We start from the raw sequence: 27,000 nt of genomic DNA on the forward strand, positions 1-27,000 counted from the left end.
TGCCATGGCCGCCCCTCGCCTCAGAGTAAGGGCTGTTCTCTCTCCAGAGCTTTTTGCAGAACCTTCAGGACACTATCGCGCCGAAAGGCAGGCAATTTGCCGAGGTCAGCGCCAACGGAAGTCTCCCTCCCCCTTGTGGGGAGGGGTTAGGGGTGGGGGTCCATCGTAGAGCGAAAGCGTCGGCTTTCCAGCTGCTGCCACAAGGGGAGAAGGGAAAGACGTTACAGCTCCAGGTTCCAGTTCTGGCCGACCAGATCCTTGCCGAAGGCGTGGTGGCGCTCTTCGTCGGCCAGCTTGAACCCGGCCGCCTCGTAGATGCGGCGCGCTGAGGTGAGCACGTCGTTGGTCCACAGCGTCAGCGTCTTATATCCCTTGGCACGGGCAAAGCCGATGCATTCCTCGACCAGCCGCCTGCCGATGCCGAAACCGCGCGCCGAGGGTTCGACATAGAGCAGGCGCAGCTTCGCCACCGCGTCCGACTGGCGCACGACAAAGACCGAGCCGACGACATCCCCTTCCCGCTCGGCGATCCAACTGCGTTCCCATTTCGGATCGAAGGATTTGACGAAGGCGCCGAGGATTTCGGCGACCAGCGCCTCGTAGGTTTCGTCCCAGCCATATTCCTGCGCGTAGAGCAGGCCCTGGCGATGGATGATCCAGCCGATGTCGCCGACCTGCAAAGGCCGCAGCATGTAGGGAATTTTGGGCTCCGTGCCTTCGCCGAGCAGGCGCTGCACCGTCTGCATCGCCTTGACCAGCCTGTCCTGTTCAGGAGCGGGAAGCCGGTCGAGCAAGGCCGTGACCTGATCATGCGAACCCTGGTTCAGCGGCGCGAAGGCCGCCCTTCCCGCCGGCGTCAGCGCGATCGACGAGCGCCGCGCATCGGCTTGCGTTGCGGCACGCTCGACCAGGCCGCGCTCCTCGAACTTTTTCAGCAACCGGCTGAGATAGCCGGGGTCGAGACCGAGATCGCGCGCAAGATCGGTGGCGGTCAGGCCGTCGCGATGCGCCAGTTCATAGAGAACCCGAGCCTCGGTCAGCGAGAAGACGCTTTTCAGCAGCCCTTCGTCGAGCAGGCCGATCTGGCGGGTGTAGAAGCGGTTGAAGCCCCGCACCGCATCGATCCGCTCCTTGACGGGTTGATGATGAATAGTCATGGCATCCTCTTGCCCGCACAAGATCAACCACTTATTTGACTCAGTCAAGTACCTGTTGCGCATCGTGCCGGGCGGGCTCCCATCCGCTGGCGGAACGATGCCCGCCACTGGTGCTTGCTTCGCCGAGGCGCAAGTAGTTCATCGCGGGGCGTCGATCGGCTCACTCAACGCCTTGACTCTCGCCAGCCACCGGCTTATCTCACCGCCACGTTAGCACTCGCCATTGGTGAGTGCTAAGCGTAGGTCCGGCGCCGCCGGGCTTATAGGTTGTCCGGCGCCGCCGGACGGAGGAACTGTTCTCACCATTCTCATCGAGGAATAAAAAATGGCAAAGTCGAAGTTCCGCCCGCTTCATGACCGCGTGGTCGTACGCCGGGTTGAATCCGAATCCAAGACTGCCGGCGGGATCATCATTCCCGACACGGCGAAGGAAAAGCCGCAGGAAGGCGAGATCATCGCCGTCGGTTCCGGCGCCCGCGACGAAGCCGGCAAGCTCGTCCCGCTGGACGTCAAGGCCGGCGACCGCATCCTGTTCGGCAAGTGGTCGGGCACCGAAGTCAAGCTCAATGGCGAAGACCTTCTGATCATGAAGGAATCCGACATCATGGGCATCATCGGCTGAATATCGGCCTCACCGTCACTTAAATCTTCGGGCTCAATTCAAGCCCCTGCCAGGAGCTAAAAATGGCTGCCAAAGACGTAAAATTTTCTCGCGATGCCCGTGAGCGCATGCTGCGCGGCGTCAACATCCTCGCCGACGCGGTGAAGGTCACGCTCGGCCCCAAGGGCCGCAACGTGGTCATCGACAAGTCGTTCGGCGCACCGCGCATCACCAAGGACGGCGTCACCGTCGCCAAGGAAATCGAGCTTGAAGACAAGTTCGAGAACATGGGCGCGCAGATGGTCCGCGAAGTTGCTTCGAAGACCAACGACATCGCCGGCGACGGCACCACGACCGCGACCGTTCTGGCGCAGTCGATCGTCCAGGAAGGCCACAAGTCGGTTGCCGCCGGCATGAACCCGATGGACCTGAAGCGTGGCATCGACCTCGCGGTGAGCGACGTCGTCGCGACGCTGATCAAGAACGCCAAGAAGATCAAGACCTCGGAAGAGGTTGCCCAGGTCGGCACCATCGCCGGCAATGGCGATGCTTCGGTCGGCTCGATGATCGCCGAAGCGATGCAGAAGGTCGGCAATGAGGGCGTCATCACGGTCGAGGAAGCCAAGACCGCCGAGACCGAACTCGAAGTCGTCGAAGGCATGCAGTTCGACCGCGGCTATCTCTCGCCCTACTTCGTCACCAACGCCGACAAGATGGTTGCGGATCTGGAAGACGCCTACATTCTTCTCCATGAGAAGAAGCTCTCCAACCTGCAGGCCATGCTGCCGATCCTCGAGGCTGTCGTGCAGACCTCGAAGCCGCTGGTCATCATTTCGGAAGATGTCGAAGGCGAGGCTCTGGCCACGCTCGTCGTCAACAAGCTGCGTGGCGGCCTGAAGATCGCCGCCGTCAAGGCGCCGGGCTTCGGTGATCGCCGCAAGGCCATGCTGGAAGACATCGCCATCCTCACCGGTGGCCAGGTCATTTCCGAAGACCTCGGCATCAAGCTCGAGAATGTCGGCCTCAACATGCTCGGCCGCGCCAAGAAGGTGTCGATCTCCAAGGAGAACACCACCATCGTCGACGGCGCCGGCAAGAAGGCCGAGATCCAGGGCCGCGTCGCCCAGATCAAGCAGCAGATCGAGGAGACCACCTCGGACTACGACAAGGAGAAGCTGCAGGAACGTCTCGCCAAGCTGGCGGGCGGCGTTGCCGTCATCCGCGTCGGCGGTGCGACCGAGATCGAAGTCAAGGAAAAGAAGGACCGCGTCGATGACGCCCTCAACGCGACCCGTGCGGCCGTCGAAGAAGGCATCGTTCCCGGCGGCGGCGTCGCACTCCTGCGCGCTTCGCTGAGCATCAAGGCTGTCGGCGCCAACTCCGACCAGACCGCTGGCATCAGCATCGTGCGTCGCGCGCTGCAGGCTCCGGCCCGCCAGATCGCGGCCAACGCCGGTGCGGAAGCATCGATCGTTGCCGGCAAGATCCTCGAGAACAAGGGCCCGACCTTCGGCTTCAACGCCCAGACCGGCGAATATGGCGACATGATCGCCATGGGTATCGTCGATCCGGTCAAGGTCGTGCGCACGGCTCTCCAGGACGCGGCCTCGGTCGCCGGCCTGCTGGTCACCACCGAAGCCATGATCGCGGAGGCTCCGAAGAAGGAGTCGGCTGGCGGGGGCATGCCTGGCGGCATGGGCGGCGGCGGCATGGGCGGCATGGGCGGCATGGATTTCTAATCCAGATCATCAGCCTTCTGATATGGAAAGGGCGGCCGAGAGGTCGCCCTTTTGAATATTGACCAATGGCTTTCCAGGAAAGTCGAGGCTCACGCCAATGCGGTCGCGCCGCACTAAGGACTACAACTTCGTCCGCATTCATTCGGCGCTTCGCGCCACCTCGGCCATGGCCGCCCGGCTCGCCGACGAGCGATCTCAGATATCGTAGCGCCGACCGAAGCGAAGGAAGCTGAGCAGCTGTCCGCTAAGCGCGCCCTACAAAAAGATGAAGATTAACAGGATTTTAATTGTAAACAGTATGACAAGGCTGCTCTTCCAAATCTTTTGAGAAACCACATGCCGATAATCAGACGCTCCCCCCAACCAACTGCAACGTTCGCGCAGCGACTTCAACTCCGAATGTCTGCAAAGCGGGTAAGCCAATCTGAACTCGCTAGACTGGTTGGCTATACGCCAACTGCTATCTGGAACTGGCTCCAGGGCAACACACTACCGAGAGCTGAGACCCTGGCGGCCTTGGCAAATATATTGGAGGTGACTGAAGACTGGTTGCGCGATGGCGACCCAGTAAAGGCTGCGGAGGATGTAAACGAAGAAAAAGCGCTGGAGCCCAAAACCATGGCCGAAATGATAGAGCACCTCAGAGCCAACATCGCAAACCTTACTGGATATGAGATAGAGCGTGTAAAGCTGACGCTGGAATTTAGCTCCGGCTAATTTCAAACTGATCCACTATGCAAAAAGTGGCGTTGAATCCCTCCAAAATGTGTATTATGTTACACGGAGCGCTCTTATGGAACGCGACAGCCGGAAGCTGATCAAACTGCTTGAGGAGGATGGGTGGTTTGAGATCGGCATCACCGGCTCGCATCATCATTTCAAGCATCCAACGAAACTTGGAAAAGTGACAATCCCCCACCCTCGTAAAGATATACCGATTGGCACGGTTCGGGCGCTGATGAAGCACGCGGGGCTGCTCAACAAAGCAAGATAAGAGAATGCGCTACATCGCTTTTATTCGCAAAGATCCTGATAGCGTCTATGGCGTCGACTTTCCCGATATGCCGGGCTGCATTTCGGCTGGCGACACGATAGACGAGGCTGTGCGCAACGCTGTCGAGGCGCTTTCCGGTCATGTTCGAATGCTGGAGGCCGACGGCGATCCGGTGCCTTCCCCTCGCGATTTCGATGCGATTGCAAATGATCCAGAACTTGCGGAGGATCGCGAAGGCGCTATGACGACGGTCGTTCCGCTGATCCGTGACCGTGGTTCCACAACGCGTATCAATGTATCCTTCGATCTCGGCCTGCTTGAAGCTATCGATGCCACGGCGCGTGAACGGGGACAAACCCGCTCTGCCTTCCTTGCTTCGGCCGCACGCAAAGAGATTGTTGACTAGTCGTGCAGACGAGGGGCTGGCTAGGGCCGAGCCCGTCAAGCTCAAACAAGCAGTATCAGCGTGCCGTTACATTGCAGCGACCTCTTTGGCGGGCAATGCACCTTCTATCAGGGCGGCGACTTCGTCGGCCACCGCCAGCACCTGGGCACGGTCGCGGGTGGCGCGCGCGATCACCATCAGCCCTTCCAGTGATGATTCGACAAGCAGCGCCAGGGCGCGGGCACGGCGCTCGGGCACCCCTGCCCTGACGAAGGCCGCCTGCAGCAAGCCTATCCATTGCTCGAAGGCCGAGCGGCACAGTTCGGCCAGTTCCGGCACGTCGGCCGGCGAGTCCAGCACCACGGGTGCGATCGGACAGCCAAGTGTGAACTGATTGTCCTCCAGCATGCGCGCGACCGACTGGTAGATATGGTGGACGGCCACCGCCGGATCTTTTTCGGCGGCCAGCTCTTCGCCAAGCCTTTGCGTCACCTGGTCAACGCTGTCACGCGTGACTTCGATGACCAGTTGGTCCTTGCCGCCCGGAAAATGAAAATAGAGCGATCCTCTTGGCGCAGCGGAGGCGCTCAAGATGTCGTTGAGCGAGGTGCCGTGATAGCCGCGCTGCCTCAGCAGCAGCGCCGTCGCCTCGATCATGCGGGTGCGAGTATCGTTCGCCATGTCAACCTCTGTCAGGAGTGAACATTATAGGCCTTGCGCTGAATATGACAATCGGTTTACATAATATGTAGATCAGTCTATATATTCCGACGCCGTTTCATCGAAGAGGAGAACGACAAATGACCATCCGTGAAGCAGAGGCCCAATGGCAGGGGTCGTTAAAAGAAGGTTCTGGACGGCTGCGGCTCGGCAGCGGCGTCTTCGAAGGTGCCTATTCCTTCCCGTCGCGCTTCGAGAACGGTCCCGGCACGAATCCCGAGGAACTGATTGCGGCGGCGCATGCCGGCTGCTTTTCGATGGCGCTGAGCGCCATACTGGGCAGCGGCGGTCATGTCCCCGTACGGATCCACACCGTCGCCAAGGTGCATCTCGGAACGAGCACGGCCGGACCGACGCTCACCCGCATCGACCTTGAAACGGAAGCCGAAATCCCGGGCCTGGCGCCCGAGGAATTCCAGCGCCTTGCCCAATCGGCGAAAGCAACATGCCTCGTTTCCCGGGCTTTGGCAGGCGTCGCTGATATCAGGCTCAAGGCCGACCTCGTCACGGACGCCGCTGCGGAAAAACGAAATCAGGAAATATCGAGATGAAACAGGCTAGCATCATGGTCGTCCAGCCAGACGACCAATCCAGCCAGACGGCCGAGATCATGCGGCGCTTCAACGACGTGTTCCAAAATCATGATCCGTCGGCACTCCCGGGCCTGGTGGCCGAGGACTGCGTTATCGAAAACACCGTGCCGGCGCCGGATGGCGCCCGCCATGCTGGCCGGGAGGCCTGCGTGCGGCTGTGGTCGGCGATCGCCAGCGAACCAGGCACGCGCTTCGATATTGAAGAGACGTTCGTGGCCGGTGAACGGGCGACAATCCGCTGGCGTTACTGGCATGCCGACGGCAACTCCATCCGTGGCGTCAATCTGATGCGCGTAGCGGACGGGCTGATCGTCGAGGCGATGGGATACGTCAAGGGCTAGCGCCGACAGGCCCTACCGCTCAGTCAGCGCCAGTTTTGCGCCTAGCGCGACGAAGGCGCCGGCGAAGGTGCGGCGCATCCAGGTCATCACCATCGGCCGCGACACCACGTGGCTGCGGATCGAGGCGGCGAAAATACCGTAGCCGACAAAAGACGACGAAGGTCAAAAGCATGAAGACGCTCGAGAGCTCCAGCATCTTGGACAGCGCGTGCGGCTCGGTGCTGACGAATTGCGGCAGGAAGGCGAAGAAGAAGATCGACAGTTTCGGGTTGAGGATGTTGATCAGGATGCCGGAGGTGATCACCTTGCCGGCCGAGCGCGGCGCGCCCAGCGTGCAGCCGGCGAGCGGGCGACGATCTGCTTCTATAATCGGACCCCGGACGTCAAGGCTCCGTTGTCCTGTTCAGCGGCGGTGTTTTGGAAAGGCCCTAATTTGAACTTCGGCTTACGAACCCGGTGTGGTCTTTGCCGGGTTCTGCAGCAGGGTGTGTCCATGACCCGCAGCGGAAGTTCGCTCGCCCTCGATTGGACTTTGATTTTTGGGAGTTGATTTGCTGCAATACGATAAGAATGCTATCATATTTGGTCGCAATATTTTTTGCTGATTAGCGACCAGCCTTCCAAAACGTAGGACGCGTTCGCCCGGCGCGAAGTCCATCTCGGATTAGCGGGCGCGAGTTCGCGTTACCGGATATGTGCACATCCAGAAGAGCATCACGAGGTTCGCCGGCATAGGTGCGGCCCCGTGCCTCAGATTCCGCTTGCATGCATGAACAGCCACCACGGGCACCGGCCAGCGCGCGCGGCGTTGAAGATAAAGCAACGCATCCGAACCCAAGGAGATCGTCATGAATGATATTCAGGAGCGCGGCGAAGCCGCAATCGCAACCCCGTCAGCGCGAAGGGTCGACATCAAGCTCGAAGTCGTCGTCATCCCCGTTTCGGACGTCGATCGAGCCAAGCGATTTTACGGCGGCTTGGGTTGGAGGCTCGACGCCGACATCACAGGCGACGAATTTCGTGTCATCCAGTTTACGCCTCCGGGCTCCCCGTGTTCGATAGTCTTCGGCGCAGGGGTCACCCCAGGGCCCTATGCCCGGGTCGAGCTCGATGTCCTCGAAAGCGTTGGCGAGCTCGTCGTGTCAGACATCGAGGCAGCGCGCGCCGAACTCGCCGATCGCGGTGTCGACGTGAGCGAGGTGTACCACTATGCCGGCCGTGAAGGCCGTGTCAGCGGCCCGGACCCTGAGCGGCGCAGCTACTCCTCGTGGGCCTCCTTCAGCGATCCGTCCGGAAATGTCTGGCTGTTGCAGGAGGTCACTGCGCGAGCGCCCGGCCGCGTCGACGCTGACGACACCACATTTGTCTCGTCGGCCGAGCTCGCGGCCGCGCTCCGGCGCGCGTCTGTGGCCCATGGCGAGCACGAGAAGCGGACAGGCGGCCAGCGTGATGAGAACTGGCCGGACTGGTATGCCGAGTACATGATGGCCGAGCAGGCTGGCAAGCCGCTGCCGCTGTAAGGATTGGATCACGACGTCATTTGAAACGGCAGCATCGACGCAATAGTAACCCTTTGATCGAGGAGCCAGCGCCCTCGGCGGCTCAATCGAAGTGCAGGGCGTGCGCATCCCGGCACCGACCACGCTTTGAGGCGTTAACGATAATGTTTTGATGTTTCTCGGGCAGCCGCGCTTGCACGCGACCGTGCTCTATCTGCGGGCGCAGAGCGGCCTCCATCTGGCGCTATTTCATGGCCGACGGCAACTCGCTGCGCGGCGTCAACCTGATGCGCGTCGAGAGCGGGCGGATCGTCGAGGCGATGGGCTATGTGAAGAAGGGGTAGCGCTGGCGGCTCTACCTCTCGGTCAGCGCCAGCTTGGCGCCAAGCATGACGAAGGCGCCGGCGAAGGTGCGGCGCATCCAGGTCATCACCATCGGCCGCGACACCACGTGGCTGCGGATCGAGGCGGCGAAAATGCCGTAGCCGACAAAGACGACGAAGGTCAAAAGCATGAAGACGCTCGATAGCTCCAGCATCTTAGACAGCGCGTGCGGCTCGGTGGTGCTGACGAACTGCGGCAGGAAGGCGAAGAAGAAAATCGACAGCTTCGGGTTGAGGATGTTGATGAGGATGCCTGAGGTGATCACCTTGCCGGTCGAGCGCGGCGCGACATCCTGCCCGACGTTCAAGCCGCCGCTCTCCTTCAGCGTGTTCCACGCCATGTAGAGCAGGTAGGCGACGCCCAGATATTTCAGCGTCTCGAAGGCGAGTGCGCTGGTGTGCAGCAGCGCCGCCAGACCGGTGATGGCGGCCGCCATATGCGGAATGATGCCGAGCGTGCAGCCGAAAGCAGCGATGATGCTGGCGCGCGCGCCACGCGAAAGCCCGGCGCTCAGCGTATAGAGAACGCCAGTGCCAGGCGAAGCCACGACAATCAGCGAGGTCAACAAGAATTCGATGCTCACGGATGATCCTCCGGCGTTGTTCCCTGCCGCCGGCAGCGTAGCCAGCGAACCGCGCGGGCACAAGCCAGCCCGGGGGCCGGTAGTGTCTCATTTCAAGCATTGACCCTGAAGCGACATTCGCATTGAGGTCAACAGCCAGTCTGGTTGACTGGCTGCCGCATCGGCGCATAGTCGTCGACTTACGCGATGTCCCCTTTGGGGAACAGTCGTATGAGGGGAGGCAAGCCATGGAAGTCGCTGATGGCGCACGTGTCGACGTTCACGTCCCGTATATTCTCGTCCATTCCGATCGTGAGATCAGGCGTCTCAGCCATCAGGCGGGCATCATTAACCCGATCACGCGAAGAATCTTGCTGTCTGCGGGCATAAGACCCGGGATGCGCGTGCTCGACGTCGGCTGTGGCGCGGGCGACGTTACATTCCTGGTTTCCGAGATGGTTGGCAGCGAAGGTCAGGTCATCGGCGCAGATCGGGCTCCAGCGGCCCTTGCGGCGGCGGAGGGGCGCGCGGTGGCGCATCCGATCCAGAATGTCAGCTTCCGTGAAGGCGATCCCGTGGCACTCTCGTTCGACCGACCGTTCGACGCCGTGATCGGCCGCTATGTTCTGATGTTTCAAGCCGATCCTGTGGCCATGCTGCGTGGCGTCGCTCGTCACCTCCGGCCTGGAGGGACCATCGTCTTCCATGAGCCGGATTGGGACGGCTGTCGATCCAGCCCGCCAGCGCCGACCTACGACGACTGCTGTCGATGGATCGTCGAGACGTTCCGGCGCAGCGGTATCGAGACCAATATGGGTATCAAGCTCGATGCGGCATTCCGCGCGGCTGGATTGACCGCGCCCTCAATGCACTTGGAGGCGGTTGTTGGGGGGACCAAGACCGGTTTCGACTGGTCACACCAGACCGCTGAACTCATTGTCACGATGCTGCCGGAAATACAGAGCCGGGGAGTTGCGACGGCCGCTGAGGTCGATATTGAAACTTTGGGACAGCGCATGCAGCTCGAAATCGAGGCGGGTAGCGTGATCGTGAGCCGCTCGGAAGTGGGCGCCTGGTCGCGTGCCCCGACCTAGTGACAAGACTGGAGCGACAGGGTAGCCCGTACCAATCCCTCTCCGGGGTTCTGGGCGGCTGCCTCGCAGGAAAGACCAAGGCGAATATCCCTCTCTTGGCAACGTGCTTGTTCTGGCAGATGAACCGAACGGCGACTTCCCACCCATTCCGGGCGCGCTCCCTCGTCTGATCGCTTCCTCAGGCAAACCATGCACTGCTTGCCCTGGTATCACCACGATCGGCCTGACATTCGCTACGACCCTTCACTGCGAAAGAGACCAGTCTGGAACGCTTCTTGACGACGATGCCGTATAATCTAGAACTTGTCCTTGCGCCGTGACCACCTCCTTCTGAAGCAGGATAATCGTCATGTGTCACAAATCCTTTGGATCGCAGGAGCTGACGAAAGGCGAGGTCGTGGCGCATGCCGTGTCCTGCGCCGCAGCCGTTTTCTCAGCCCGCACGGCTTTCATGATCCTTCGCTCAGGCAGAGAAATGCTTGCGGCAGCCCTCGTGCTCGGACTTTGCGCAACTGCGGCCGCTGACGACGTGCTTTTCGAAAACGTCCGCATCTTCGACGGAAAAGGCGCTGCACTTTCGGCCCCATCGAATGTGCTGGTCGAGGGCAATGTGATCGCGCGGATCTCGACAAGTCCCATCGCGGCCGAAGGCGCGCGGCGCATTGCCGGCAACGGGCGAACGCTGATGCCGGGGCTGATCGATGCGCATTGGCACGCAATGCTGATTGCGTCCACACCGGCAGAGGCGATGGGCGACGTCGGCTTCGCCAATCTTGCGGCCGGCGACGAGGCGACGGATACGCTGATGCGCGGCTTCACCACCGTTCGCGACGTGGGCGGGCCGGCGTTCGGCCTCAAGCGCGCGATAGATAAAGGCATCATAGCGGGACCGCGCATCTATCCGTCCGGAGCCATGATCACCGTGACCAGCGGGCATGGAGATTTCCGCCAGCTCAGCGACTTGCCTCGGACGATCGGCGGCTTGTTCACCCCAATGGAGAGGAACGGCGGCAGCATAGTTGTGGACAGCCCCGACGAGGTGCGTTTGCGTGCCCGCGAGCAGCTCATGCAGGGGGCCGCGCTGCTAAAGTTGACAGCGGGCGGTGGAGTGTCGTCGCCCCACAGCCCGCTCGACGTCACCACCTTCACCGAGCCCGAACTGCGGGCTGCTGTTGAAATTGCCGAGAATTGGGGCACCTACGTCGCCGCGCACGCCTTCACCTCGGATGCGATCCGGAAGGCTATCGCGGCTGGTGTTAAGTGCATCGAACACGGATTCCTCATGGACGAGGCAACCGCCAAGCTGATCGCCGAAAAGGACATTTGGCTGAGCTTGCAGCCGCTTCCCGAATTGATGAGGACAGGCCTCCAAGAGGGTTCGGTCGAGCGAGCCAAGGCCGATGAGGTGTGGCCGGGTATCGGCAGGACCTACGAACTCGCGAAGAAATACAAGATCAAGACGGCATGGGGCACCGATGTCCTGTTCTCCCGCGCGTTGGCGAAGCAGCAGGGGGCAATCCTGGCGTCGCTTGTGCGTTGGTACACGCCTGCCGAAGCGCTCGTCATGGCGACCGGGACCAATGCCGAGCTGCTCGCGCTGTCGGGCCTTCGCAACCCCTATCCGGGGAAACTCGGCGTGATCGAAGAAGGCGCGCTCGCGGACCTCCTGCTCGTCGAAGGCAATCCGCTGGAGAACCTCGACGTGGTGGCCGATCCTGCCAACAACTTCAAAATCATCATGAAAGATGGCCTGATCTACAAAAACACGCTGACCCAGTGAGGAACGACTGAGCCGCCTGTCTCTACTGGACGCCGCCGATGGCCTGCTGGCCGCAGAGCGCTGGCATTCCACAGGCGAGCGACAAGGAATGGCCGCTTCCAATCCCGAGGTGGAAATTCAAACTGAGACACTATCTGGGGCCGTTATCACAGCGTCGGCAATCCGTGGGCATGACGCGCCATCAGGCAATCGTCGCCGCCGGGCATGCAGGCACGGCAGACGTCCGGTCTGACCTCGTAAATGCCGCAAATGGTCGACTTGCCGACCTCGCCGGCAAGCGCCGAGCAGCGCACGCCGTCGCAGCGCATGCCGGCTTCGTCGGCCGCCACATATTTCTGCGGGATCAGGTCGAGCTGCGCATCATCTTCGGTGGAGAAGCGCGGCCATTCGGCCGAATAGGAACAGCAGGCGCCGCAGCTCTGGCAATCGAAGCGAGGGGCGGCGCCCTCCTCCAGAGACGAAAAGTCTCCGGCGCTCGCCAAGCCAAGCAGCCCTGACGCTACCGGATGCGGATCGGCGTTTCGCGGCAAGGGCGCTATTTCTTCTTCCTGGTCTTGCGCGACGCCACTTCCGCCGGCGACTTGAACAGATCGGTCGCGGCCTCGGCTGCAACGTCGGCTTTCGGCGCGGCGGCCGGCTTGGCTAGCTTTGCGGCGGCAGCGGATGCCGCCGGCTGGTCCTTGGCAGAAAATTTTATGGCCATATCAATCCTCGTCGGAGAAACGCGATGATGGCGCATTCGGGTTGCGAAGGCGGCCGATCAGCGCCGAGACCGCCGTGATGTTCATTTCCTCGGGCGACCAGTTCCTGGCCTCCTCGATGTGCCGGGGCGCCAGCTCGCGATGCGTGCTGCCGCTATAGGCGGCATCCTGATGGGTGACGCGCTCATGGGTCTTGGCATTTTCGCGGACATACTCGATCAGATAGTTCGGGCATTCGGAGCGACCACGCACGCCGAGCCTGACCTGGGCATCGCCATAGGCGCGCCTGCAGCGCTCGAGCTTTTCGAGCACGCGGCGGACATATTCGACCGGCTTGTCGAGCTCTCCTACGACATCGGCGATGGTCGAATCGGCGGCGATCGTCTTTTGCGGGACGCGCTTGGTGGCCATCAGCGTTTGCCCACGCGCTTCGGCGCGGCGGCGAGCGCGGCCGCCGCAGCCATCTCGTCGGCTTCCTTTTCCAGGCGCAGTTCGCGCAGCCGCGCGGTCTTGGCTTCCCGGGCCTGGCTGACAGCATCCTGTTCGGACATGATGCGGTTGAGCGACATGGACTGGGTCTGGGTCTTGCTGAAGATGGATTCGGCGTGGTCGCGGGATTTCTTTGAAGTGGCGGTCAAGGTCTTTCTCCCGGTTCGGAGCGTAATGCCGAAAAATGCGAGACCGGTCTTTCGACCAGGACCACGCACAAAGCAATACGGCAGTCGGATTCAAATTGCTGGAACATCCTTAACACGTTCAAGCGAACGCGCGGTGCTCTTTTCGAACTTTTGAAGCGACCCAAATGCAAAAGGCCAGGCGTTGCCTGACCTTCCGCTGGAGCGCCGCGCGTGCTTTTGGACGCGCTGACACTTTCATCTGCGCATGATCCTTTCTGGAAACGATGTCTCCCGGGTCATGCGCTGGAATCCGCCATTCACCAGTGCCAGTACATCCGTGGTCACCGGCGAGGCTGAATTCCGTTTTAGGCCGCCTTCAACTGATCGGCGGACATTTTGCCCGACTTATTGTCGCGGACCATCTCGTAGCCGAGCTTCTGGCCCTCGACGATGTCGCGCATTCCGGCGCGCTCTACGGCCGAGATGTGGACAAAAACGTCGGCCGAGCCGTCGTCAGGCTGAATAAAACCAAAACCCTTGGTGGCGTTGAACCATTTAACTGTGCCTGTGCTCATAACGAACCCTTTCCGTGGCAAATATTCGTTCGCCGTCATGCGAATGCACAACAGCGTTTGTCTCGATTTTGATGGGGGAAGTTCGTCAAAGGCGCGCCTGGACACGCGGATAACAAAAGTCGGTCAAACAAATATCGACGAATTGCTTATGGACTTCTTTTGACGCCGTGTCAATTTTTTGCTTTTGCCGCCCGGCGGACCGGTCGACGCAAGCCTGGTTGCGCAGGCAATCCGACGGCGGATCTGGCGCCGAAACCGGGTCAGCGCCAGCTGTTAAAAAAAAATCGCACCATGCCGGGAACCATTTTGGCATCCGTGCATTTTGGATATCGTCAGCAGTTCATGAGAGCAATCTTAGGAAAGGCTGACACAAAGGACGCCTCCCGTACAATAAAACGTGCGAGGGGCGTTCTTTTATGGCGCCCGTGGCGCCGGCTTCACATCACAGCGATCATCATCGGCAGGATTTCGTGGCGGAAGCCCAGCCCCGAACGCGGCGTTCTAACCGGGCCCTATTCGTCAGGGCCGGGCTCCGGCCACGTCTCCCTCGCTGCCTCCTCATACCAGTGCCGCATTGCCGATGTTGAGAGCATAGCGTCGACATAGGCGCGGGTGTCCGGCGCCAGCGTGCCGCCATAGGTGTCGAAGCGGGTAACGACCGGCGCATACATAGCATCCGCCGCGGTGAAGTTGCCGAACAGGAACGGTCCACCCTTGCCGTATTTTTCCCGGCATTCCCGCCACAGTGCCTCGATGCGCGCCCGCTGCGCCTCGCCTTCGGCGTCGAGCGGCTTGTGGCCCTTCGGCCTCCGCAGGTTCATCGGCCAGCCATAGCGGACCTCACGAAAGCCGGAATGCATCTCGGTCGCCGCCGAACGGGCCAGCGAGCGTGCGCCGATATCGGTCGGCCACAGCTTCTTTTCCGGGAACAGGTCGGCGAGATATTCAAGAATGGCAAGGGTTTCCCAGACAATCCTGCCATTGTGAATCAACACCGGTACCTGGCCGGTCGGCGACACTTTGGCCAGATTGGCTGATGTCTCGGGCGTGCGCAGGCGCACGAAGCCTTCCTCGAATGGGATCTCCAGATGCTTCATCGCCACCCATGGCCTGAGCGACCAGGACGAAAAGCATTTGTTGCCGATAAAGAGCGTGAGTTCAGCCATTGTCCCTCCCAGCCTTGCTGGCGCGTTCGGGCGCACCCTATCCTGTCCGCCTCGCCGCCGGAAGCTATTCCGCTCGACCGGCCGAGCCTGGAACCGAAGCCGTGCCTGGCCCGTTTGTTTTGATGCCCGTTTTTGGGCGAGTGAACCTACGCAGGAGATGCGGCGATGGTGAACAGGGATCAGGTTGTGGGCCTAGCCAAGCAGCTCAAAGGTTCGGTGAAGAAAGCCGCCGGCAAGGCCACCGGCAACAGGCGCGTCCAGGCTGAAGGCGCGGCCGATAAGATTGCCGGCAAAATGCAGAAGGCCTATGGCGACATGAAGGACAAGCTCAGGAAGGTGCTCTGATCCCTGCGCCGCCGTTTCAACGGCGATGAGGAAAGCGGCTTAGGCGGCCTTTTGTTTGCTTTCGGTGCTGCCGTTACAAGTTCAGGCTCTTGGAGAAAGCGTTGGTGAAGGCGGTCTCGCCATGGTCACCGATGGCTTCGCCAAGCACCACGTCCATGCTGTCGCTGGTCACCCGCACCAGCGCGAAGCCGCCCATATAGGCGGCCTTCGGCTTGAACAGGTCGAGCCCATCGCTACGGTAGATCATCGGTGTCTCGTGCTGGTGGCCATGGAGGATGCCGATGACGTTGTAGCCCTTCAGCGCCGCCAGCAGCGCCTGCCGGTCCGGCTCGCTCCACCAGTGCGGCGCACCAGTGCCGTCATCGTCGAAGGTTCCTTTGGCGGCATCCCATCTTTCGATCGAAAAAACATCCCAGCCATAGTGCTGGAACAGGATGACGGGGCGGCCGTCCGCCGCGTGGGTCGCCAAATCCTGCTTCAGCCATGGCAGGCCGGAGACCGCGCCGTGGCCGGTGTCGTCGGCAAAACGATGCGTCTGGACGAGATGCAGGCCGCCCCAGTCCCATGAGTAGCAGTCGGTGTCGACATCGTAGTCGGTTACCGGCACCGGCGGCTTGAAGAACACGCCGGCACGATGGTTGACCTCGACATAATCGCGCATTTCGCGGCGGTACCAGTCGACGTGGTTCGGCGGGCCGTTCTGGTCGAGATCATGGTTGCCGAGCCCGACATAGACCGGCACATGCACGCGATCGGGGCCGACGCCCTGCTGGTAACGCTGGCTGAACTGGAGCAGCTGCGTACCTTCGCTGGGCTGGGTGACCTGGCCGCCGCCGTCATCGGTCATGTCGCCGCCGACGACGAGGCCGAGCAGCGTGCCGATGCGGCTGCCGGCCGAGCGCAGGCCGGTGGCGATGCCGTTGATTTCGGCCGGCCACTCTTTCTCGCCAACACCGTTCAACGCGGCGACGCTGCGCAGCAAGGCGGCGTCGGTCTTGCCTTCCTGCTGACAATTGGGACTCAGTCCGCTGGCCATGCGGCAGGCATGGACATCGGCGACGAACAGGAAGGTGGCGTCGACAGGCGGAATGCGCTGCCCGGTCTGTCCGAGCGCCGGTCGCGCAAGCGCGCCGGCCGCAGCAAATCCCGCCGCCTGCGCCAGGAAGCGGCGCCGGGAAAGTGACCCTGCCGAGATGCTATTCATGGCGCGAAATTCAGCACAGCCGGCGCCTCTTCGTCCAGTTGCCGCGAACGGGTATGTCGACACGGCGCCGCAGGTCTGGCATTGCTTTCAGTGTCAGGACTCAACTTGTGCGGGCAGACGAGGACGCTATGAAGACTATATCCATCGGCACGATATTCACCATCCTGGCGAGCGCCGCTCATGGTGCCGAGTGCATTGACGCCAAGGCGGCCAAGGCCGGCTTCATTCTCGAAAGGCCCGGCATCCACAGCGAGTTTCGACCGGCGGCGGGTGGAATGGTGTCGGTTGCCAACGAATACCAATCCCAATCGGCGCAGACGCAGTTTCTGTTCGGCGGTCTTATCGAGGTGTTTCGCGACAGCGATACCGGTCAGCTTGCCCTGATTCCGTTTTCCGATCTCAGAAAGCTGTTTCCGCTCAAGGCCGGGGCGAAAAGCAAGACGGTGTTCGTCCGCCTCGCAGCAAGCAAGCAGCCGAAGGGCACCGAGACGCTCGAGATCAACGTCAAGGGCAAGGAGACGTTCAGCCTGGGCGACTGCAAATACAACGTGCTCGCCGTCAGGCAGACGATCAAGAACGAGGCCGGCAAGACACAGGATGAATTCATCGCGCTCTACGCGCCCGACCTGCAAGCGGTTCTGGCCAGGCGCTATGACGAGGGCACCAACGCCGAAAGCGTGGTCGGCTACGAGGTCATCAAACCGCTGCCGAATTAGGCCCCGGCAGGGCAGAGGGCGCCTGGCGCTCCGGCATCAAAAGGCTTTGTACTGCCGCAGCACCCTGCGACGTCGCTTCGCAACTGCTTCGCCCTTGGATGACGAAGCTGGGGAAGCTCCCTGCTCCAGCGCGTTCAGGCAATCGCGCAGCACGCCTGAATCCTGCGCTGTCTTGGCCATCGACATGGCGCCGGAATAGGTCGCGACCGCAAGCGCGGCGAAGCGCTGCGGATCGGTGTCCTGCTCCCTGCCTGCTTGCTGGTCGGCCCTGACCTTGTCGGCGATCGCCTGGCGCCATGCCGAAAAGATGCCGGCAAGGGCAGCGCGAAAATCCGGATCGGCGAGCGACAGTTCATGCGCCAGGTTGTTGAGCGGGCAGCCGCGCACAAAACCCTGCTGCTCCAGTTCCGTTGCCACTGCCTCGAAGACGCTGCGCACACCCTCGCGCGCCGAGCCTGCCGCCTGTACCGGCGCGATCCATGTTGCTTCGACGGCCGCCGCGACCCGCTCTTCGATCACTGCCAGCGCCATCGCCTTCTTGCTCGGGAAATGATGATGCAGCGCGCCGCCGGTGACGCCTGCCGCCGCCATCAGGTCGCCGAGGCTGGAAGCGTGGTAGCCGCGCGCCTGAAACGAGGCTTCGGCGACATCGAGCACGCGTTTGCGCAGGCCTTCCGGGTCGTTGGTGCGTTTGCCGGGCCGCACCTTTGGGCGAGCGGTAATCTCTGCTGACATTTCCACACGATAGCAGATTGACAAAACAGGACAACCGGTCTGTTTTAAAACAGGATGAATACCCTGTTTTGGAGATTGCGCAATGAGCCTGTCCCTGAATGCCCCGTCGAAATCCCGCCTCAAAGCCTCGCCGGTCGTCGAACTCAGGCAGTACACACTGAAACCCGGCCGGCGGGAGACGCTGATCGGCATCTTCGACGGTCACCTGATCGAGGGTCAGGAAGCGGCAGGAATGACCATCATCGGCCAGTTCCGCGATCTCGACCGGCCTGACATGTTCGTCTGGCTGCGCGGCTTCGACGGCATGGTAGCGCGGAAAAATGCACTGGCCGCTTTCTACGAGGGACCCGTCTGGGCCGCCTGGCGCGATGCCGCCAACGCCACGATGATTTCCTCCGACGACGTGCTGTTGCTGAAACCGGCATGGCCGGGCGCCGGCTTCGATCTGTCGAACTCGCAACGGGAGGCCTTTCCGGGTCACGAAAAGCCCAGCAGAGACAATCGCTTGTCGGATATTGTTGTCATCAAGATTCATCATCTGCGGCCCGGCGCCGAAGCCGACTTCGCCAGCCGCTTTGAAACCGACGCCATCGCCACCCTGGCGGCATTTGGCGCACGGCCACTTGCTGCGTTTGTCACCGAACATGCCGAAAACAGCTTTCCCCGCCTGCCGGTTCGATCAGGCGAAAACGTCTTCATCAGCGTCGCGGGTTTCGACAGCGCCGACGCCCATGCCCGCCATGAAGAAGCGCTTGCCGGTTCCCCGGAGTGGCAGGCATTCGAGCGGGAGGCCCAGTCATGTCTGGCCAGATCGACCGAGACCTTGCGCCTATCTCCAACCTCACAGTCACTGCTTGGGCGGTGAGAGGCGAGCCTCTTCCTTCTCCCCCCTGCGTTCCTTCAACCGATTTGCATTCTTGCCGCCCGCAATCTCCGCTTGAAGCCATTTGTGCAACGCGATACGCCGGTGCCGAATTCGACAGATCGGAGAGACATGTGAGCGCGCCAGAGACCAGAACCGAAACCGACACGTTCGGTCCCATCGAGGTCGCCGCCGACCGTTATTGGGGCGCCCAGGCGCAGCGTTCGCTGGGCAATTTCAAAATCGGCTGGGAAAAGCAGCCGGCGTCGATCGTTCGCGCGCTCGGCATCGTCAAGCGGGCGGCGGCCGAAACCAACATGGAGCTGAAGCGGCTCGACCCGGCCATCGGCAAGGCGATCATCGAAGCCTCTCAGGAAGTCATCGACGGCAAGCTGAACGATCATTTCCCCCTGGTCGTCTGGCAGACCGGCTCGGGCACGCAATCCAACATGAACGCCAACGAGGTGATCTCCAACCGGGCGATCGAGCTGCTGGGCGGCGTCATGGGGTCAAAGAAACCGGTGCACCCAAACGACCACGTCAATATGAGCCAGTCGTCGAACGACACCTATCCGACGGCCATGCACATCGCCTGCGCCGAGCGCATCGTGCACGACCTGTTGCCGGCGCTCAGGCATTTGCACGCCGCGCTGGAGGCCAAGACCAAAGCTTTCGCCCACATCGTCAAGATCGGCCGCACCCACACGCAGGACGCGACGCCCCTCACCCTTGGCCAGGAATTCTCAGGCTATGGCGCGCAGGTCGCCTCCTCGATCAAACGCATCGAGATGACGCTGCCCGGCCTGCAGGAACTGGCGCAAGGCGGCACCGCCGTCGGCACCGGTCTCAACGCGCCGGTCGGCTTTGCCGAGAAGGTGGCGGCGCGAATCGCTGACATCACCGGCATCGCGTTTGTCACCGCGCCGAACAAGTTCGAGGCGCTGGCCGCGCATGATTCCATGGTGTTTTCGCATGGTGCCATCAACGCCTGCGCCGGCGCCCTGTTCAAGATTGCCAACGACATTCGTCTGCTCGGCTCCGGCCCGCGCTCTGGCCTCGGTGAACTGTCGCTACCGGAAAACGAGCCGGGTTCATCGATCATGCCTGGCAAGGTCAACCCCACCCAGTGCGAGGCGTTGACGCAGGTCTGCATCCAGGTGTTCGGCAATAATGCGGCCGTGACCTTCGCCGGCAGCCAGGGCCATTTCGAGCTCAACGTCTACAATCCGCTGATGGCCTATAATTTCCTGCAGTCGGTGCAGCTGCTCGCCGACGCCTCCATTTCCTTCACCGACAACTGTGTCGTCGGCATCGAGGCGCGAGAAGACAATATCAGGGCCGCCCTCGACCGTTCGCTGATGCTGGTGACGGCACTGGCGCCGACCATCGGCTACGACAATGCCGCCAAGATCGCCAAGACCGCGCACAAGAACGGTACGACCTTGCGCGAGGAAGCGCTGGCCACCGGGCTGGTCAGCGAAGCCGATTACGACCGCCTGGTGCGGCCGGAGGACATGACGCATCCGGGATGATCTTGCGCTGATCGCAAAAACGTTACTGCTGTGAACGATCTGTAACCAAATCCGCATCTTTGGTGAACAGTCGACCTGATCTATCTGGGGGGACACCACAACCCTTCCGGAGAGAGCCCACCATGTCCACCAACACGTCCATTGCCGGTTCCGGCACCGCTTCCAATCCGTCGGCCACCATCCTGCTTGGTCGCGTCCTGCTTTCAGTCATCTTCGTGCTTTCCGGTTTCGGCAAGCTCACTGCGATCGCCGGCACCGCCGGTTACTTCGGCAGCATCGGCCTGCCGATGCCGACCGTAACGGCCGTTGTCGTCGGCCTGATCGAGCTGCTCGGCGGTCTCGCCATCCTCATCGGCTTTCAGACCCGGATCACAGCCTGGGTGCTGGCAGTCTTCACCGTCGCCACGGGACTGGTCGCCCACACCGGCTGGGCCGATCAGATGCAAATGATCAGCTTCATGAAGAACTTGGCGATTGCCGGCGGCTTCCTCGTGCTGGCTTCCTCGGGCGCCGGCGCCTATTCGGTCGACGCCAAGCGCGGCTGAAGCGGTCCAGGAACGATTTGCAGCAAGGGCGCGGAATTTTCCGCGTCCCTTTTTCGTTGTCGATCTATCCAGACTTTCGCCGGGCCGAGCGGCCTGACCCGAATTTCTGCTAAGGTCGAGGCGTCGGGGAGGAACAGGCCAACCGGCCTGGCCGACATCGGAGGTGACCAATGCTCCGCAATGCGCTGCTTCTGTTTTCCCGACTGCTTCTCGCCGCGCTATTCGTTCCGTCCGGCTTCCACGCGCTTAGCGACATTGCCGGCACATCAGGTTATTTTGCCGGCCTTGGCCTGCCGCTGCCGACACTCGTAGCCTGGGCGACGGGCCTGTTCGAGCTGATCGCCGGACTGCTTATCCTCGTCGGCCTCAACACCTCGATCGTGGCGCTCCTGCTTGCCGCCTTCTGTATCGCGGCAGGCTTCATCGGCCATTTTGGCCAGGGCGGCGACGATCCGACACTGACCTTCATGCACTCACAGATGCTGATGAAGGACATCGCCCTATCAGGCGGTTTTCTGGCGCTGGCGATGGCTGGCGCAGGTGCCTATTCAATCGATGGCCAGGGTTTTGGGATCGACGCCGACGCCACTTGATGAGACAGACTACTTGACCGAAACGCTGGAGCCGCCCTCGACCGCCAGCACCAGCCGGCGATTGGTGACCCTCGCCAGCTGTGCCAGCCGGCCGGCCGGCCGCTCGCCGTAAAGGTCGGCCAGCGACGCCGGCAGCAGCAGCGCCAGCACGCCATTGCCGCGCCTCTCCCAATTCAGTCGCGGCATGACGCCCGGCATCGCCGCCGTCAGCAGGTAGACGACGCGCATCACCGCGGCCAGCACGCGGGCGCGCTCGATATAGCGCGGCGTTGCCAGTGCCTTGATTTCCGGCGCGATCGATTCGTTGAAGATGCCCTCATGACGGTATGCGTTGGCCAGCGCCAGGAATGCGCGGCCGGGATGGTCGACGCCGATGAAGGAGGCGTGGGCAATGATGTTGAGCGACTGCTTGCCGCGATATTCGGGATGCGCGCGCCAGCCGATGTCGGCAAGCAGGCAGGCGGCCTGGCGGTAACGCGCCTCGTCGACGGTCTCCTCGATGCCGAAAGCGGCGAATGTCTTGCCCGTCCACTCGACAAGCTCATGCGCGTGGGTGACCGAGCGCGAACGCAGCCGGGCGAGTTCCTCCGAGGCCGAGATCAGCGGATCTGCCTTCTGCTCGGCTTTGTCGAGCAGCGAATAGAGAAAGCCCTCGCGCACGCCCAGCGCCGAGACGATGATCTTGGACGGCTGCATCGCCGCCATGATCTCCTGCAGCACGATGGCGCCATAAGGCAGCAGCGAGCGGCGGTTCTTTGAGACGCCCTCGATACCCCTTATCTTCTCGATCTCGCCCTTGGCGACCTGCTTGAGGAAGTTCGCAGCGCTGTCGATGCCGATCTCGTAATGGTGCATGACGCTCAGCGGATAGCTGGTCATTTCCATGTAGAGCCGGGCCAGGTTTCGCCAGGTGCCGCCGACTGCATAGAACGGCCTGCCCTGCCCGCCTTTCAGGAGCCTTGCCTTCGCGAGCTCGTCGCGCGCTATCTTTCCCGCCTGGGCCAGGGAGTTCTTCGCCATGTCCTGCAGGCGCAGACCGCCCAGCGGCAGCGTGATGCCGTCGCCGATTGCCTCGCCGTCGACGTCGACCAGCTCGAGGCTGCCGCCGCCGAGGTCGCCGGCGATGCCGTTGGCCGGGTGGAAGCCGGAAATGACGCCGAGAGCGGAATAGTGGGCTTCCTGGCGCCCGCTCAGCACCTGGACCTCGGTCTTGAGCACATCTTCGGCGCGGTGGATGAAATCGGGGCCGTTGACCGCCTCGCGGGCGGCGGCGGTCGCCAGCACATACATACGCTCGGCGCCGGCCTGCTCGGACAGCGCGCGGAAACGGCGGAATTCTTCCATCGAGCGGGTCACCGCCTCGGGATCGAGCCTTCCGGTCGAAACGATACCGCGACCGAGGCCGGCCAGCATCTTTTCGTTGAACAGCGTGGTCGGCGAGCGCGCCAGCCCCTCATAGACGACAAGACGGATCGAGTTCGACCCGATGTCGATGATGGACAGCGGTCGGCGGTCCTGAAGCCGGCCCTGGGACGTTGAAATCATCAGCCGGTCGCTGCGCCGTTTTTCTTGCGGCGCTTGAACTGCGCGATGCGCTTGGGCGCATGCGATTTCAGCGCATCTCCACGTCCGGAAAGGCTCGGATTGGTCATGAAATATTCCTGCGCGTTGAACGGTTCCTCGCCCTCCTCGAGCGTGGCGCGCCGGGAGGTTCCGTCAGCCAATACGTCGAAACTTTGCTGGTTGTCCATGATGTTGCCCAGCATGATCTGGCCGAGGACTTGTTCATGCACCGTTGGATTGGTGATCGGCACCATGGTTTCGACGCGGCGGTCGAGATTGCGCGGCATCAAATCGGCCGATGAGATGTAGACGACCGCCCCGTCCGACGGCAATCCGTGGCCGTTGCCGAAACAATAGATGCGGCTGTGTTCGAGGAAGCGGCCGACGATCGACTTGACCCTTATGTTTTCCGACAGGCCCGGCACCTGGGGCCTCAGGCAGCAGATGCCACGCACGACGAGATCGATCTCGACGCCGGCGCGGCTGGCGTCATAGAGCGCGTCGATGATGATCGGGTCGACCAGCGAATTCATCTTCATCCAGATGCGGGCCGGCCTGCCCTCCAGCGCATGGGCAATCTCCTCCGAAATGTGCTTGAGGATGCGCTTGCGCAGCATGAACGGCGAGATGGCCAGCCGCATCTCCTCGGTCGGCTCGGCGTAGCCGGTGATGAAATTGAACAGCTGGGCGACATCGCGGGCGATCGTCGGAGCGGTGGTGAAGAAGGACAGGTCGGTGTAGATGCGCGCGGTGACCGGATGGTAGTTGCCGGTGCCGAGATGCACGTAATTGCGCAGCTTGCCGTCCTCGCGCCGCACCACCAGCGACATTTTCGCATGGGTCTTCAGTTCGAGGAAGCCGAATACGACCTGAACGCCGGCGCGCTCGAGGTCGCGCGCCCAGCGGATGTTGGCTTCCTCGTCGAAACGCGCCTTGAGCTCGACCAGCGCCGTCACCGACTTGCCGGCCTCCGCCGCGTCGACCAAAGCCCGCACGATCGGGCTGTCGTTCGAAGTGCGATAGAGCGTCTGCTTGATCGCCACCACTTCCGGGTCGGCCATCGCCTGGCGCAGGAACTGCACCACCACGTCGAAGGACTCGTAGGGGTGATGAACGATGATGTCCTTCTCGCGGATGGCGGCGAAACAGTCACCGCCGTGCTCGCGGATGCGCTCGGGAAAGCGCGGATTATAGGGCGTGAACTTGAGATCGTCGCGGGCGATGGCGACGATCTCGGAAATCTGGCTGAGCGCCAGCGGACCGGTGAGCACGCTGATGCGGCTCGACGAGACGCCAAGCTCGCCGGCGACGAACTCGCGCAGTTCGGCCGGCATCAGCTTATCGAATTCGATACGGATGACCGAGCCGCGGCGGCGGCGCTTCAGCGCCGTCTCGAACAGGCGCACGAGATCCTCGGACTCTTCCTCGACCTCGATGTCACTGTCGCGGATGATGCGGAACGTGCCGGAGCCCTTGACTTCGTAGCCGGGGAACAGCTTGCCGATATAGAGGCCGACCGCTTCTTCCAGCGGAATGAAGCGGACATGACGCTTGCGATCCGGCAAGCGGATGAAACGCTTCAGCGCCACCGGCAGACGCAACAGCGCACTCATCTCCTCCCCATTCCTGCGATGGCGCAGTTGCAGGGCCATCGAGAAGCCGAGATTGGGAATGAACGGGAATGGATGCGCCGGGTCGATCGACAGCGGTGTGAGCACCGGAAACACCTGCTCTTGGAAATGATCCTCGAGCCAGGTCTTCTCGTCCTTGGTCAACGCATCGCGGCTGATGCTCTCGATGCCTTCCTTGTCGAGCAGCAGCATCAGCGCGGATAGGCTCTTCTGCTGGTCCTCCTGCAGGCGCTCGACCTCGCGCAGCAACTGTTCCAGCTGTTGTTCGGGGGTGCGGCCGTCCGGGCTCTTCAGCGTGATGCCTTCGCGAACCTGGCCGGCGAGACCGGCAACACGGACCATGAAGAACTCGTCGAGATTGGCGGCCGAAATCGACAGGAAGCGGACACGCTCGAGCAACGGGTGATTGGCGTTCAGCGATTCCTCGAGGACGCGGCGGTTGAATTGCAGCCAGGAAAACTCGCGGTTGACGAAGCGGTCCGGGTTGCCGCCCTCTGGGCTCGCCACCTCGACAGTGGTGAATTCGCTCTGCACCGGCTTTAGTTCGTTCATGGTTCCTGCTCGTTTCGCACCCGCTGGCCACAGCGTGGCGCGTCTTTGCTGACGCGCAAAGGACGCTCCCACCACTTAAGCTACGCATGATCCCCAGCGAAACTGAATTCGGTTTTCGGACCATGCCTTAACCGGCTTAGCTTATCCTGTGACAGGCTTTTACGACAGTTTGATTTCATCGATCTTGCAAAGAGACTGCTTATGATCCAGATGCAATCCAGGTACAGCGCGGCGCGTCCTTTGGACGCGCAAAGGTCGCGGTGGAATTTTGATTTTGCGCATGATCCGGGGTCATGCGGCAAATGTAGGAGACGACGATGGCAGGCGGTTCCATTCCCCATTTCCAGAACGATGCGGGCTATACGGCAATCGACATCGGCGTCAAGGAATTCATGTGCACCGGCGCCAACCCACCTTTCGACCATCCGCATGTGTTTCTCGACATGGGCGACGACAATGAAAAGGTCTGCCCCTATTGCTCGACGCTTTATCGCTATTCGCCAAAGCTGAAGGCGACGGAAACGCAGCCTGCGGGATGCCTCTATATCCACCAGGCCGCCTGACGCGCACGCCATCCCCATGGACGACACCCGGTCCCGGCAGGTCGTTATCGCCGGAGCCGGCGTCGCTGGACTGACTGCGGCGCTGGCGTTTTCCGAGCGCGGCTATCTGGTGCGGCTGTTCGAACAGGCGCCGCGCCTCGAAGCGGCCGGCGCCGGTATCCAGCTCTCACCCAACGCAACGAGCATCCTTCGCCAGCTCGGCGTGCTCGACCGGCTGTTGCCGGCGGCGGTGCGGCCGGAGGCGGTCGTGCTCAAGGAGGCGGCCACGCTGCGCGAGCTGGCGCGGGTGCCGCTTGGCGAAGCAGCCGAAAGGCGCTGGCAGGCGCCCTATCTCGTCGCTCATCGGGCCGATCTGCAAGAGGCGCTGATGGCGCGCCTTGCCGAGCAGCCGGACATCAGTCTCGCCACCGGCGCGCGCGTCAGGGGCGCCGCCACAGGACCGCGCCATACCACGGCAACAGTCGAGATTGCCGGCAAGACGGTCGAAGCCGACGGCTTTCTGCTGATCGGCGCCGACGGCGTCTGGTCGGCGATCCGCGCTTTTGGCGGGCTTCCGGCCAAAAGCCGGTTTTCGGGCGAGCTTGCCTGGCGCGCTACGATCAGTGCAGACAGCGTCGCGGGAGAAGCCGTTGCGGCGGTCGGCGCCGCCAATTGCGTGACCACCTTCCTGCATCCCGGCTTCCACCTCGTCACCTATCCGGTCAGTAACGGCACGGCGTTCAACCTGGCCGCCTTCACCAGGGGCGAGATCATCGCCGAGGGCTGGTCGGGCCACGCCGACCCCAATATCCTCGCCGGCGCCATGCGTGGCACGGCGCCAGCACTGGCCCGGCTTGCCGAGGATGCCGGCCCGTGGACCGCATGGCCGATCCATACGGTCGACCAAGCACAGCCATGGACGACGCCCACCGGCATCGCCCTGATCGGCGACGCGGCGCATGCGATGACGCCGTTTGCGGCGCAGGGCGCGGCGATGGCGATCGAGGATGCCGCAACCCTTGCCGGCTTTGTCGCCGCCTCGCCTGCCGATCCCGGGAGCGCGCTTGCCGCCTGGGAAAAGGTGCGGCGCCCGCGCATCGCCAAGGTCGCCCGCCGCGGTGCCGTCAACCGCTTCGCCTGGCATGCAGCGGGGCCGGTGGCCATCGCGCGCAACCTGTTCCTGAAGCTGCGCTCGCCGGAAAAGCTCGCGGCCGATCTCGACTGGCTCTATGGCTGGCGGCCGCCGGAAATCGTCGATCGGCGATGAAAGCT

31 protein-coding genes and 1 pseudogene are annotated in these 27,000 nt (G+C 62.2%); 18 read left to right on the forward strand and 14 right to left on the reverse strand.

Annotated elements, in window-relative coordinates; all coding sequences use genetic code 11:
• Window positions 1-221: 221 nt before the first annotated feature.
• Window positions 222-1,157: a bifunctional helix-turn-helix transcriptional regulator/GNAT family N-acetyltransferase gene (locus tag AC0L3N_RS30440; protein WP_473551262.1), complete on the reverse strand. Its 936-nt coding sequence runs from the start codon at window positions 1,155-1,157 to the stop codon at window positions 222-224.
• 325 nt (window positions 1,158-1,482) lie between these two features.
• On the opposite strand from AC0L3N_RS30440, the gene groES reads away from it, so the two are divergent.
• The 5 genes from groES to AC0L3N_RS30465 all read left to right on the forward strand — a co-directional run bounded on the left by groES (window position 1,483) and on the right by AC0L3N_RS30465 (window position 4,897).
• On the forward strand, window positions 1,483-1,779 hold the full coding sequence (groES, locus tag AC0L3N_RS30445; protein ID WP_006203049.1) for a co-chaperone GroES: 297 nt from the start codon (window positions 1,483-1,485) through the stop codon (window positions 1,777-1,779).
• Between the two features lie 62 nt (window positions 1,780-1,841).
• A complete protein-coding gene (groL, locus tag AC0L3N_RS30450) occupies window positions 1,842-3,497 on the forward strand; it encodes a chaperonin GroEL (RefSeq protein WP_473551264.1) in 1,656 nt (551 codons plus the stop codon).
• Window positions 3,498-3,833: 336 nt separating this feature from the next.
• A complete protein-coding gene (locus AC0L3N_RS30455; RefSeq protein ID WP_473551266.1) occupies window positions 3,834-4,214 on the forward strand; it encodes a helix-turn-helix domain-containing protein in 381 nt (126 codons plus the stop codon).
• 76 nt (window positions 4,215-4,290) lie between these two features.
• Window positions 4,291-4,491 carry a type II toxin-antitoxin system HicA family toxin gene (locus tag AC0L3N_RS30460; RefSeq protein WP_123150919.1) on the forward strand — a complete coding sequence of 67 codons (201 nt, stop codon included), beginning with the start codon at window positions 4,291-4,293 and terminating at the stop codon, window positions 4,489-4,491.
• 4 nt (window positions 4,492-4,495) lie between these two features.
• A complete protein-coding gene (locus AC0L3N_RS30465; protein WP_123150893.1) occupies window positions 4,496-4,897 on the forward strand; it encodes a type II toxin-antitoxin system HicB family antitoxin in 402 nt (133 codons plus the stop codon).
• Window positions 4,898-4,963: 66 nt separating this feature from the next.
• Here AC0L3N_RS30465 and AC0L3N_RS30470 read toward each other — a convergent pair whose 3' ends face one another.
• Window positions 4,964-5,557 carry a TetR/AcrR family transcriptional regulator gene (locus tag AC0L3N_RS30470; RefSeq protein ID WP_473551268.1) on the reverse strand — a complete coding sequence of 198 codons (594 nt, stop codon included), beginning with the start codon at window positions 5,555-5,557 and terminating at the stop codon, window positions 4,964-4,966.
• A 119-nt stretch (window positions 5,558-5,676) separates the two neighbouring features.
• On the opposite strand from AC0L3N_RS30470, the gene AC0L3N_RS30475 reads away from it, so the two are divergent.
• Window positions 5,677-6,147: an OsmC family protein gene (locus AC0L3N_RS30475; protein ID WP_473489751.1), complete on the forward strand. Its 471-nt coding sequence runs from the start codon at window positions 5,677-5,679 to the stop codon at window positions 6,145-6,147.
• The gene (locus AC0L3N_RS30480) at window positions 6,144-6,530 is read left to right on the forward strand and encodes a nuclear transport factor 2 family protein (protein WP_473489752.1); all 387 of its coding nucleotides are present in this window, start codon (window positions 6,144-6,146) and stop codon (window positions 6,528-6,530) included. Before AC0L3N_RS30475 ends, AC0L3N_RS30480 begins: the two co-directional genes overlap by 4 nt.
• 12 nt (window positions 6,531-6,542) lie before the next feature.
• Here the strand turns inward: AC0L3N_RS30480 and AC0L3N_RS30485 are convergent.
• A pseudogene (locus AC0L3N_RS30485) lies at window positions 6,543-6,855 on the reverse strand (LysE family translocator); the annotation flags it as partial.
• Between the two features lie 523 nt (window positions 6,856-7,378).
• Here AC0L3N_RS30485 and AC0L3N_RS30490 point away from each other — a divergent pair.
• On the forward strand, window positions 7,379-8,050 hold the full coding sequence (locus tag AC0L3N_RS30490) for a VOC family protein (RefSeq protein ID WP_473551270.1): 672 nt from the start codon (window positions 7,379-7,381) through the stop codon (window positions 8,048-8,050).
• A 334-nt stretch (window positions 8,051-8,384) separates the two neighbouring features.
• On the opposite strand, the gene AC0L3N_RS30495 is transcribed toward AC0L3N_RS30490, so the two are convergent.
• The gene (locus tag AC0L3N_RS30495) at window positions 8,385-8,996 is read right to left on the reverse strand and encodes a LysE family translocator (protein ID WP_473551271.1); all 612 of its coding nucleotides are present in this window, start codon (window positions 8,994-8,996) and stop codon (window positions 8,385-8,387) included.
• A 227-nt stretch (window positions 8,997-9,223) separates the two neighbouring features.
• Here AC0L3N_RS30495 and AC0L3N_RS30500 point away from each other — a divergent pair, with 227 nt between their 5' ends.
• Both AC0L3N_RS30500 and AC0L3N_RS30505 read left to right on the forward strand, forming a co-directional pair.
• The gene (locus AC0L3N_RS30500) at window positions 9,224-10,069 is read left to right on the forward strand and encodes a class I SAM-dependent methyltransferase (RefSeq protein WP_473551273.1); all 846 of its coding nucleotides are present in this window, start codon (window positions 9,224-9,226) and stop codon (window positions 10,067-10,069) included.
• A 475-nt stretch (window positions 10,070-10,544) separates the two neighbouring features.
• On the forward strand, window positions 10,545-11,849 hold the full coding sequence (locus tag AC0L3N_RS30505) for a metal-dependent hydrolase family protein (RefSeq protein WP_473551319.1): 1,305 nt from the start codon (window positions 10,545-10,547) through the stop codon (window positions 11,847-11,849).
• Window positions 11,850-11,995: 146 nt separating this feature from the next.
• On the opposite strand, the gene AC0L3N_RS30510 is transcribed toward AC0L3N_RS30505, so the two are convergent.
• The 6 genes from AC0L3N_RS30510 to AC0L3N_RS30535 all read right to left on the reverse strand — a co-directional run bounded on the left by AC0L3N_RS30510 (window position 11,996) and on the right by AC0L3N_RS30535 (window position 14,908).
• Complete coding sequence (locus AC0L3N_RS30510; RefSeq protein WP_473551320.1) at window positions 11,996-12,331, reverse strand: YkgJ family cysteine cluster protein; 336 nt, start codon at window positions 12,329-12,331, stop codon at window positions 11,996-11,998.
• 53 nt (window positions 12,332-12,384) lie between these two features.
• Entirely contained in the window at window positions 12,385-12,552 is a 168-nt protein-coding gene (locus AC0L3N_RS30515) for a hypothetical protein (RefSeq protein WP_473551274.1), read from the reverse strand.
• A gap of 1 nt (window position 12,553) precedes the next feature.
• On the reverse strand, window positions 12,554-12,961 hold the full coding sequence (locus AC0L3N_RS30520; RefSeq protein ID WP_473551276.1) for a hypothetical protein: 408 nt from the start codon (window positions 12,959-12,961) through the stop codon (window positions 12,554-12,556).
• Window positions 12,961-13,188: a hypothetical protein gene (locus AC0L3N_RS30525; RefSeq protein ID WP_473551277.1), complete on the reverse strand. Its 228-nt coding sequence runs from the start codon at window positions 13,186-13,188 to the stop codon at window positions 12,961-12,963. The genes AC0L3N_RS30520 and AC0L3N_RS30525 overlap by 1 nt, the downstream gene beginning before the upstream one ends.
• A 344-nt stretch (window positions 13,189-13,532) precedes the next feature.
• Window positions 13,533-13,742: a cold-shock protein gene (locus AC0L3N_RS30530; RefSeq protein ID WP_010915421.1), complete on the reverse strand. Its 210-nt coding sequence runs from the start codon at window positions 13,740-13,742 to the stop codon at window positions 13,533-13,535.
• A 512-nt stretch (window positions 13,743-14,254) separates the two neighbouring features.
• Window positions 14,255-14,908 (reverse strand): glutathione S-transferase family protein, encoded by a 654-nt coding sequence (locus AC0L3N_RS30535; protein WP_473551279.1) that lies wholly within the window; start codon window positions 14,906-14,908, stop codon window positions 14,255-14,257.
• Between the two features lie 165 nt (window positions 14,909-15,073).
• Between AC0L3N_RS30535 and AC0L3N_RS30540 the strand changes: the two genes are divergently transcribed.
• The gene (locus tag AC0L3N_RS30540; RefSeq protein WP_473489761.1) at window positions 15,074-15,253 is read left to right on the forward strand and encodes a CsbD family protein; all 180 of its coding nucleotides are present in this window, start codon (window positions 15,074-15,076) and stop codon (window positions 15,251-15,253) included.
• Between the two features lie 73 nt (window positions 15,254-15,326).
• Here the strand turns inward: AC0L3N_RS30540 and AC0L3N_RS30545 are convergent, their stop codons facing one another.
• Window positions 15,327-16,457, reverse strand: coding sequence for a metallophosphoesterase (locus tag AC0L3N_RS30545; protein WP_473551280.1), 1,131 nt, complete (start codon window positions 16,455-16,457; stop codon window positions 15,327-15,329).
• Between the two features lie 128 nt (window positions 16,458-16,585).
• Between AC0L3N_RS30545 and AC0L3N_RS30550 the strand changes: the two genes are divergently transcribed.
• Entirely contained in the window at window positions 16,586-17,173 is a 588-nt protein-coding gene (locus tag AC0L3N_RS30550) for a hypothetical protein (protein ID WP_473551282.1), read from the forward strand.
• Window positions 17,174-17,209: 36 nt separating this feature from the next.
• Here AC0L3N_RS30550 and AC0L3N_RS30555 read toward each other — a convergent pair whose 3' ends face one another.
• The gene (locus AC0L3N_RS30555; RefSeq protein ID WP_473551284.1) at window positions 17,210-17,908 is read right to left on the reverse strand and encodes a TetR/AcrR family transcriptional regulator; all 699 of its coding nucleotides are present in this window, start codon (window positions 17,906-17,908) and stop codon (window positions 17,210-17,212) included.
• Between the two features lie 82 nt (window positions 17,909-17,990).
• Here AC0L3N_RS30555 and AC0L3N_RS30560 point away from each other — a divergent pair, with 82 nt between their 5' ends.
• The 4 genes from AC0L3N_RS30560 to AC0L3N_RS30575 all read left to right on the forward strand — a co-directional run bounded on the left by AC0L3N_RS30560 (window position 17,991) and on the right by AC0L3N_RS30575 (window position 21,440).
• Window positions 17,991-18,773, forward strand: a complete 783-nt coding sequence (locus tag AC0L3N_RS30560; RefSeq protein WP_473551287.1) for an NIPSNAP family protein — start codon at window positions 17,991-17,993, stop codon at window positions 18,771-18,773.
• A gap of 131 nt (window positions 18,774-18,904) precedes the next feature.
• Entirely contained in the window at window positions 18,905-20,302 is a 1,398-nt protein-coding gene (gene fumC, locus AC0L3N_RS30565; protein ID WP_473551288.1) for a class II fumarate hydratase, read from the forward strand.
• Between the two features lie 122 nt (window positions 20,303-20,424).
• Complete coding sequence (locus tag AC0L3N_RS30570) at window positions 20,425-20,847, forward strand: DoxX family protein (protein ID WP_473551291.1); 423 nt, start codon at window positions 20,425-20,427, stop codon at window positions 20,845-20,847.
• A gap of 170 nt (window positions 20,848-21,017) precedes the next feature.
• Window positions 21,018-21,440, forward strand: coding sequence for a DoxX family protein (locus tag AC0L3N_RS30575; protein WP_473551293.1), 423 nt, complete (start codon window positions 21,018-21,020; stop codon window positions 21,438-21,440).
• Between the two features lie 9 nt (window positions 21,441-21,449).
• Here the strand turns inward: AC0L3N_RS30575 and ppx are convergent, their stop codons facing one another.
• Both ppx and AC0L3N_RS30585 read right to left on the reverse strand, forming a co-directional pair.
• Complete coding sequence (ppx, locus tag AC0L3N_RS30580) at window positions 21,450-22,985, reverse strand: exopolyphosphatase (protein ID WP_473551295.1); 1,536 nt, start codon at window positions 22,983-22,985, stop codon at window positions 21,450-21,452.
• Window positions 22,985-25,186, reverse strand: coding sequence for an RNA degradosome polyphosphate kinase (locus AC0L3N_RS30585; RefSeq protein WP_473551297.1), 2,202 nt, complete (start codon window positions 25,184-25,186; stop codon window positions 22,985-22,987). Before AC0L3N_RS30585 ends, ppx begins: the two co-directional genes overlap by 1 nt.
• A 317-nt stretch (window positions 25,187-25,503) precedes the next feature.
• On the opposite strand from AC0L3N_RS30585, the gene AC0L3N_RS30590 reads away from it, so the two are divergent.
• Window positions 25,504-25,749 carry a zinc-finger domain-containing protein gene (locus AC0L3N_RS30590; RefSeq protein WP_473551299.1) on the forward strand — a complete coding sequence of 82 codons (246 nt, stop codon included), beginning with the start codon at window positions 25,504-25,506 and terminating at the stop codon, window positions 25,747-25,749.
• A 16-nt stretch (window positions 25,750-25,765) separates the two neighbouring features.
• The gene (locus AC0L3N_RS30595; protein ID WP_473551301.1) at window positions 25,766-26,995 is read left to right on the forward strand and encodes an FAD-dependent monooxygenase; all 1,230 of its coding nucleotides are present in this window, start codon (window positions 25,766-25,768) and stop codon (window positions 26,993-26,995) included.
• Window positions 26,996-27,000: the final 5 nt, after the last annotated feature.

The sequence above is a fragment of the Mesorhizobium sp. WSM4807 genome, from assembly GCF_055811615.1.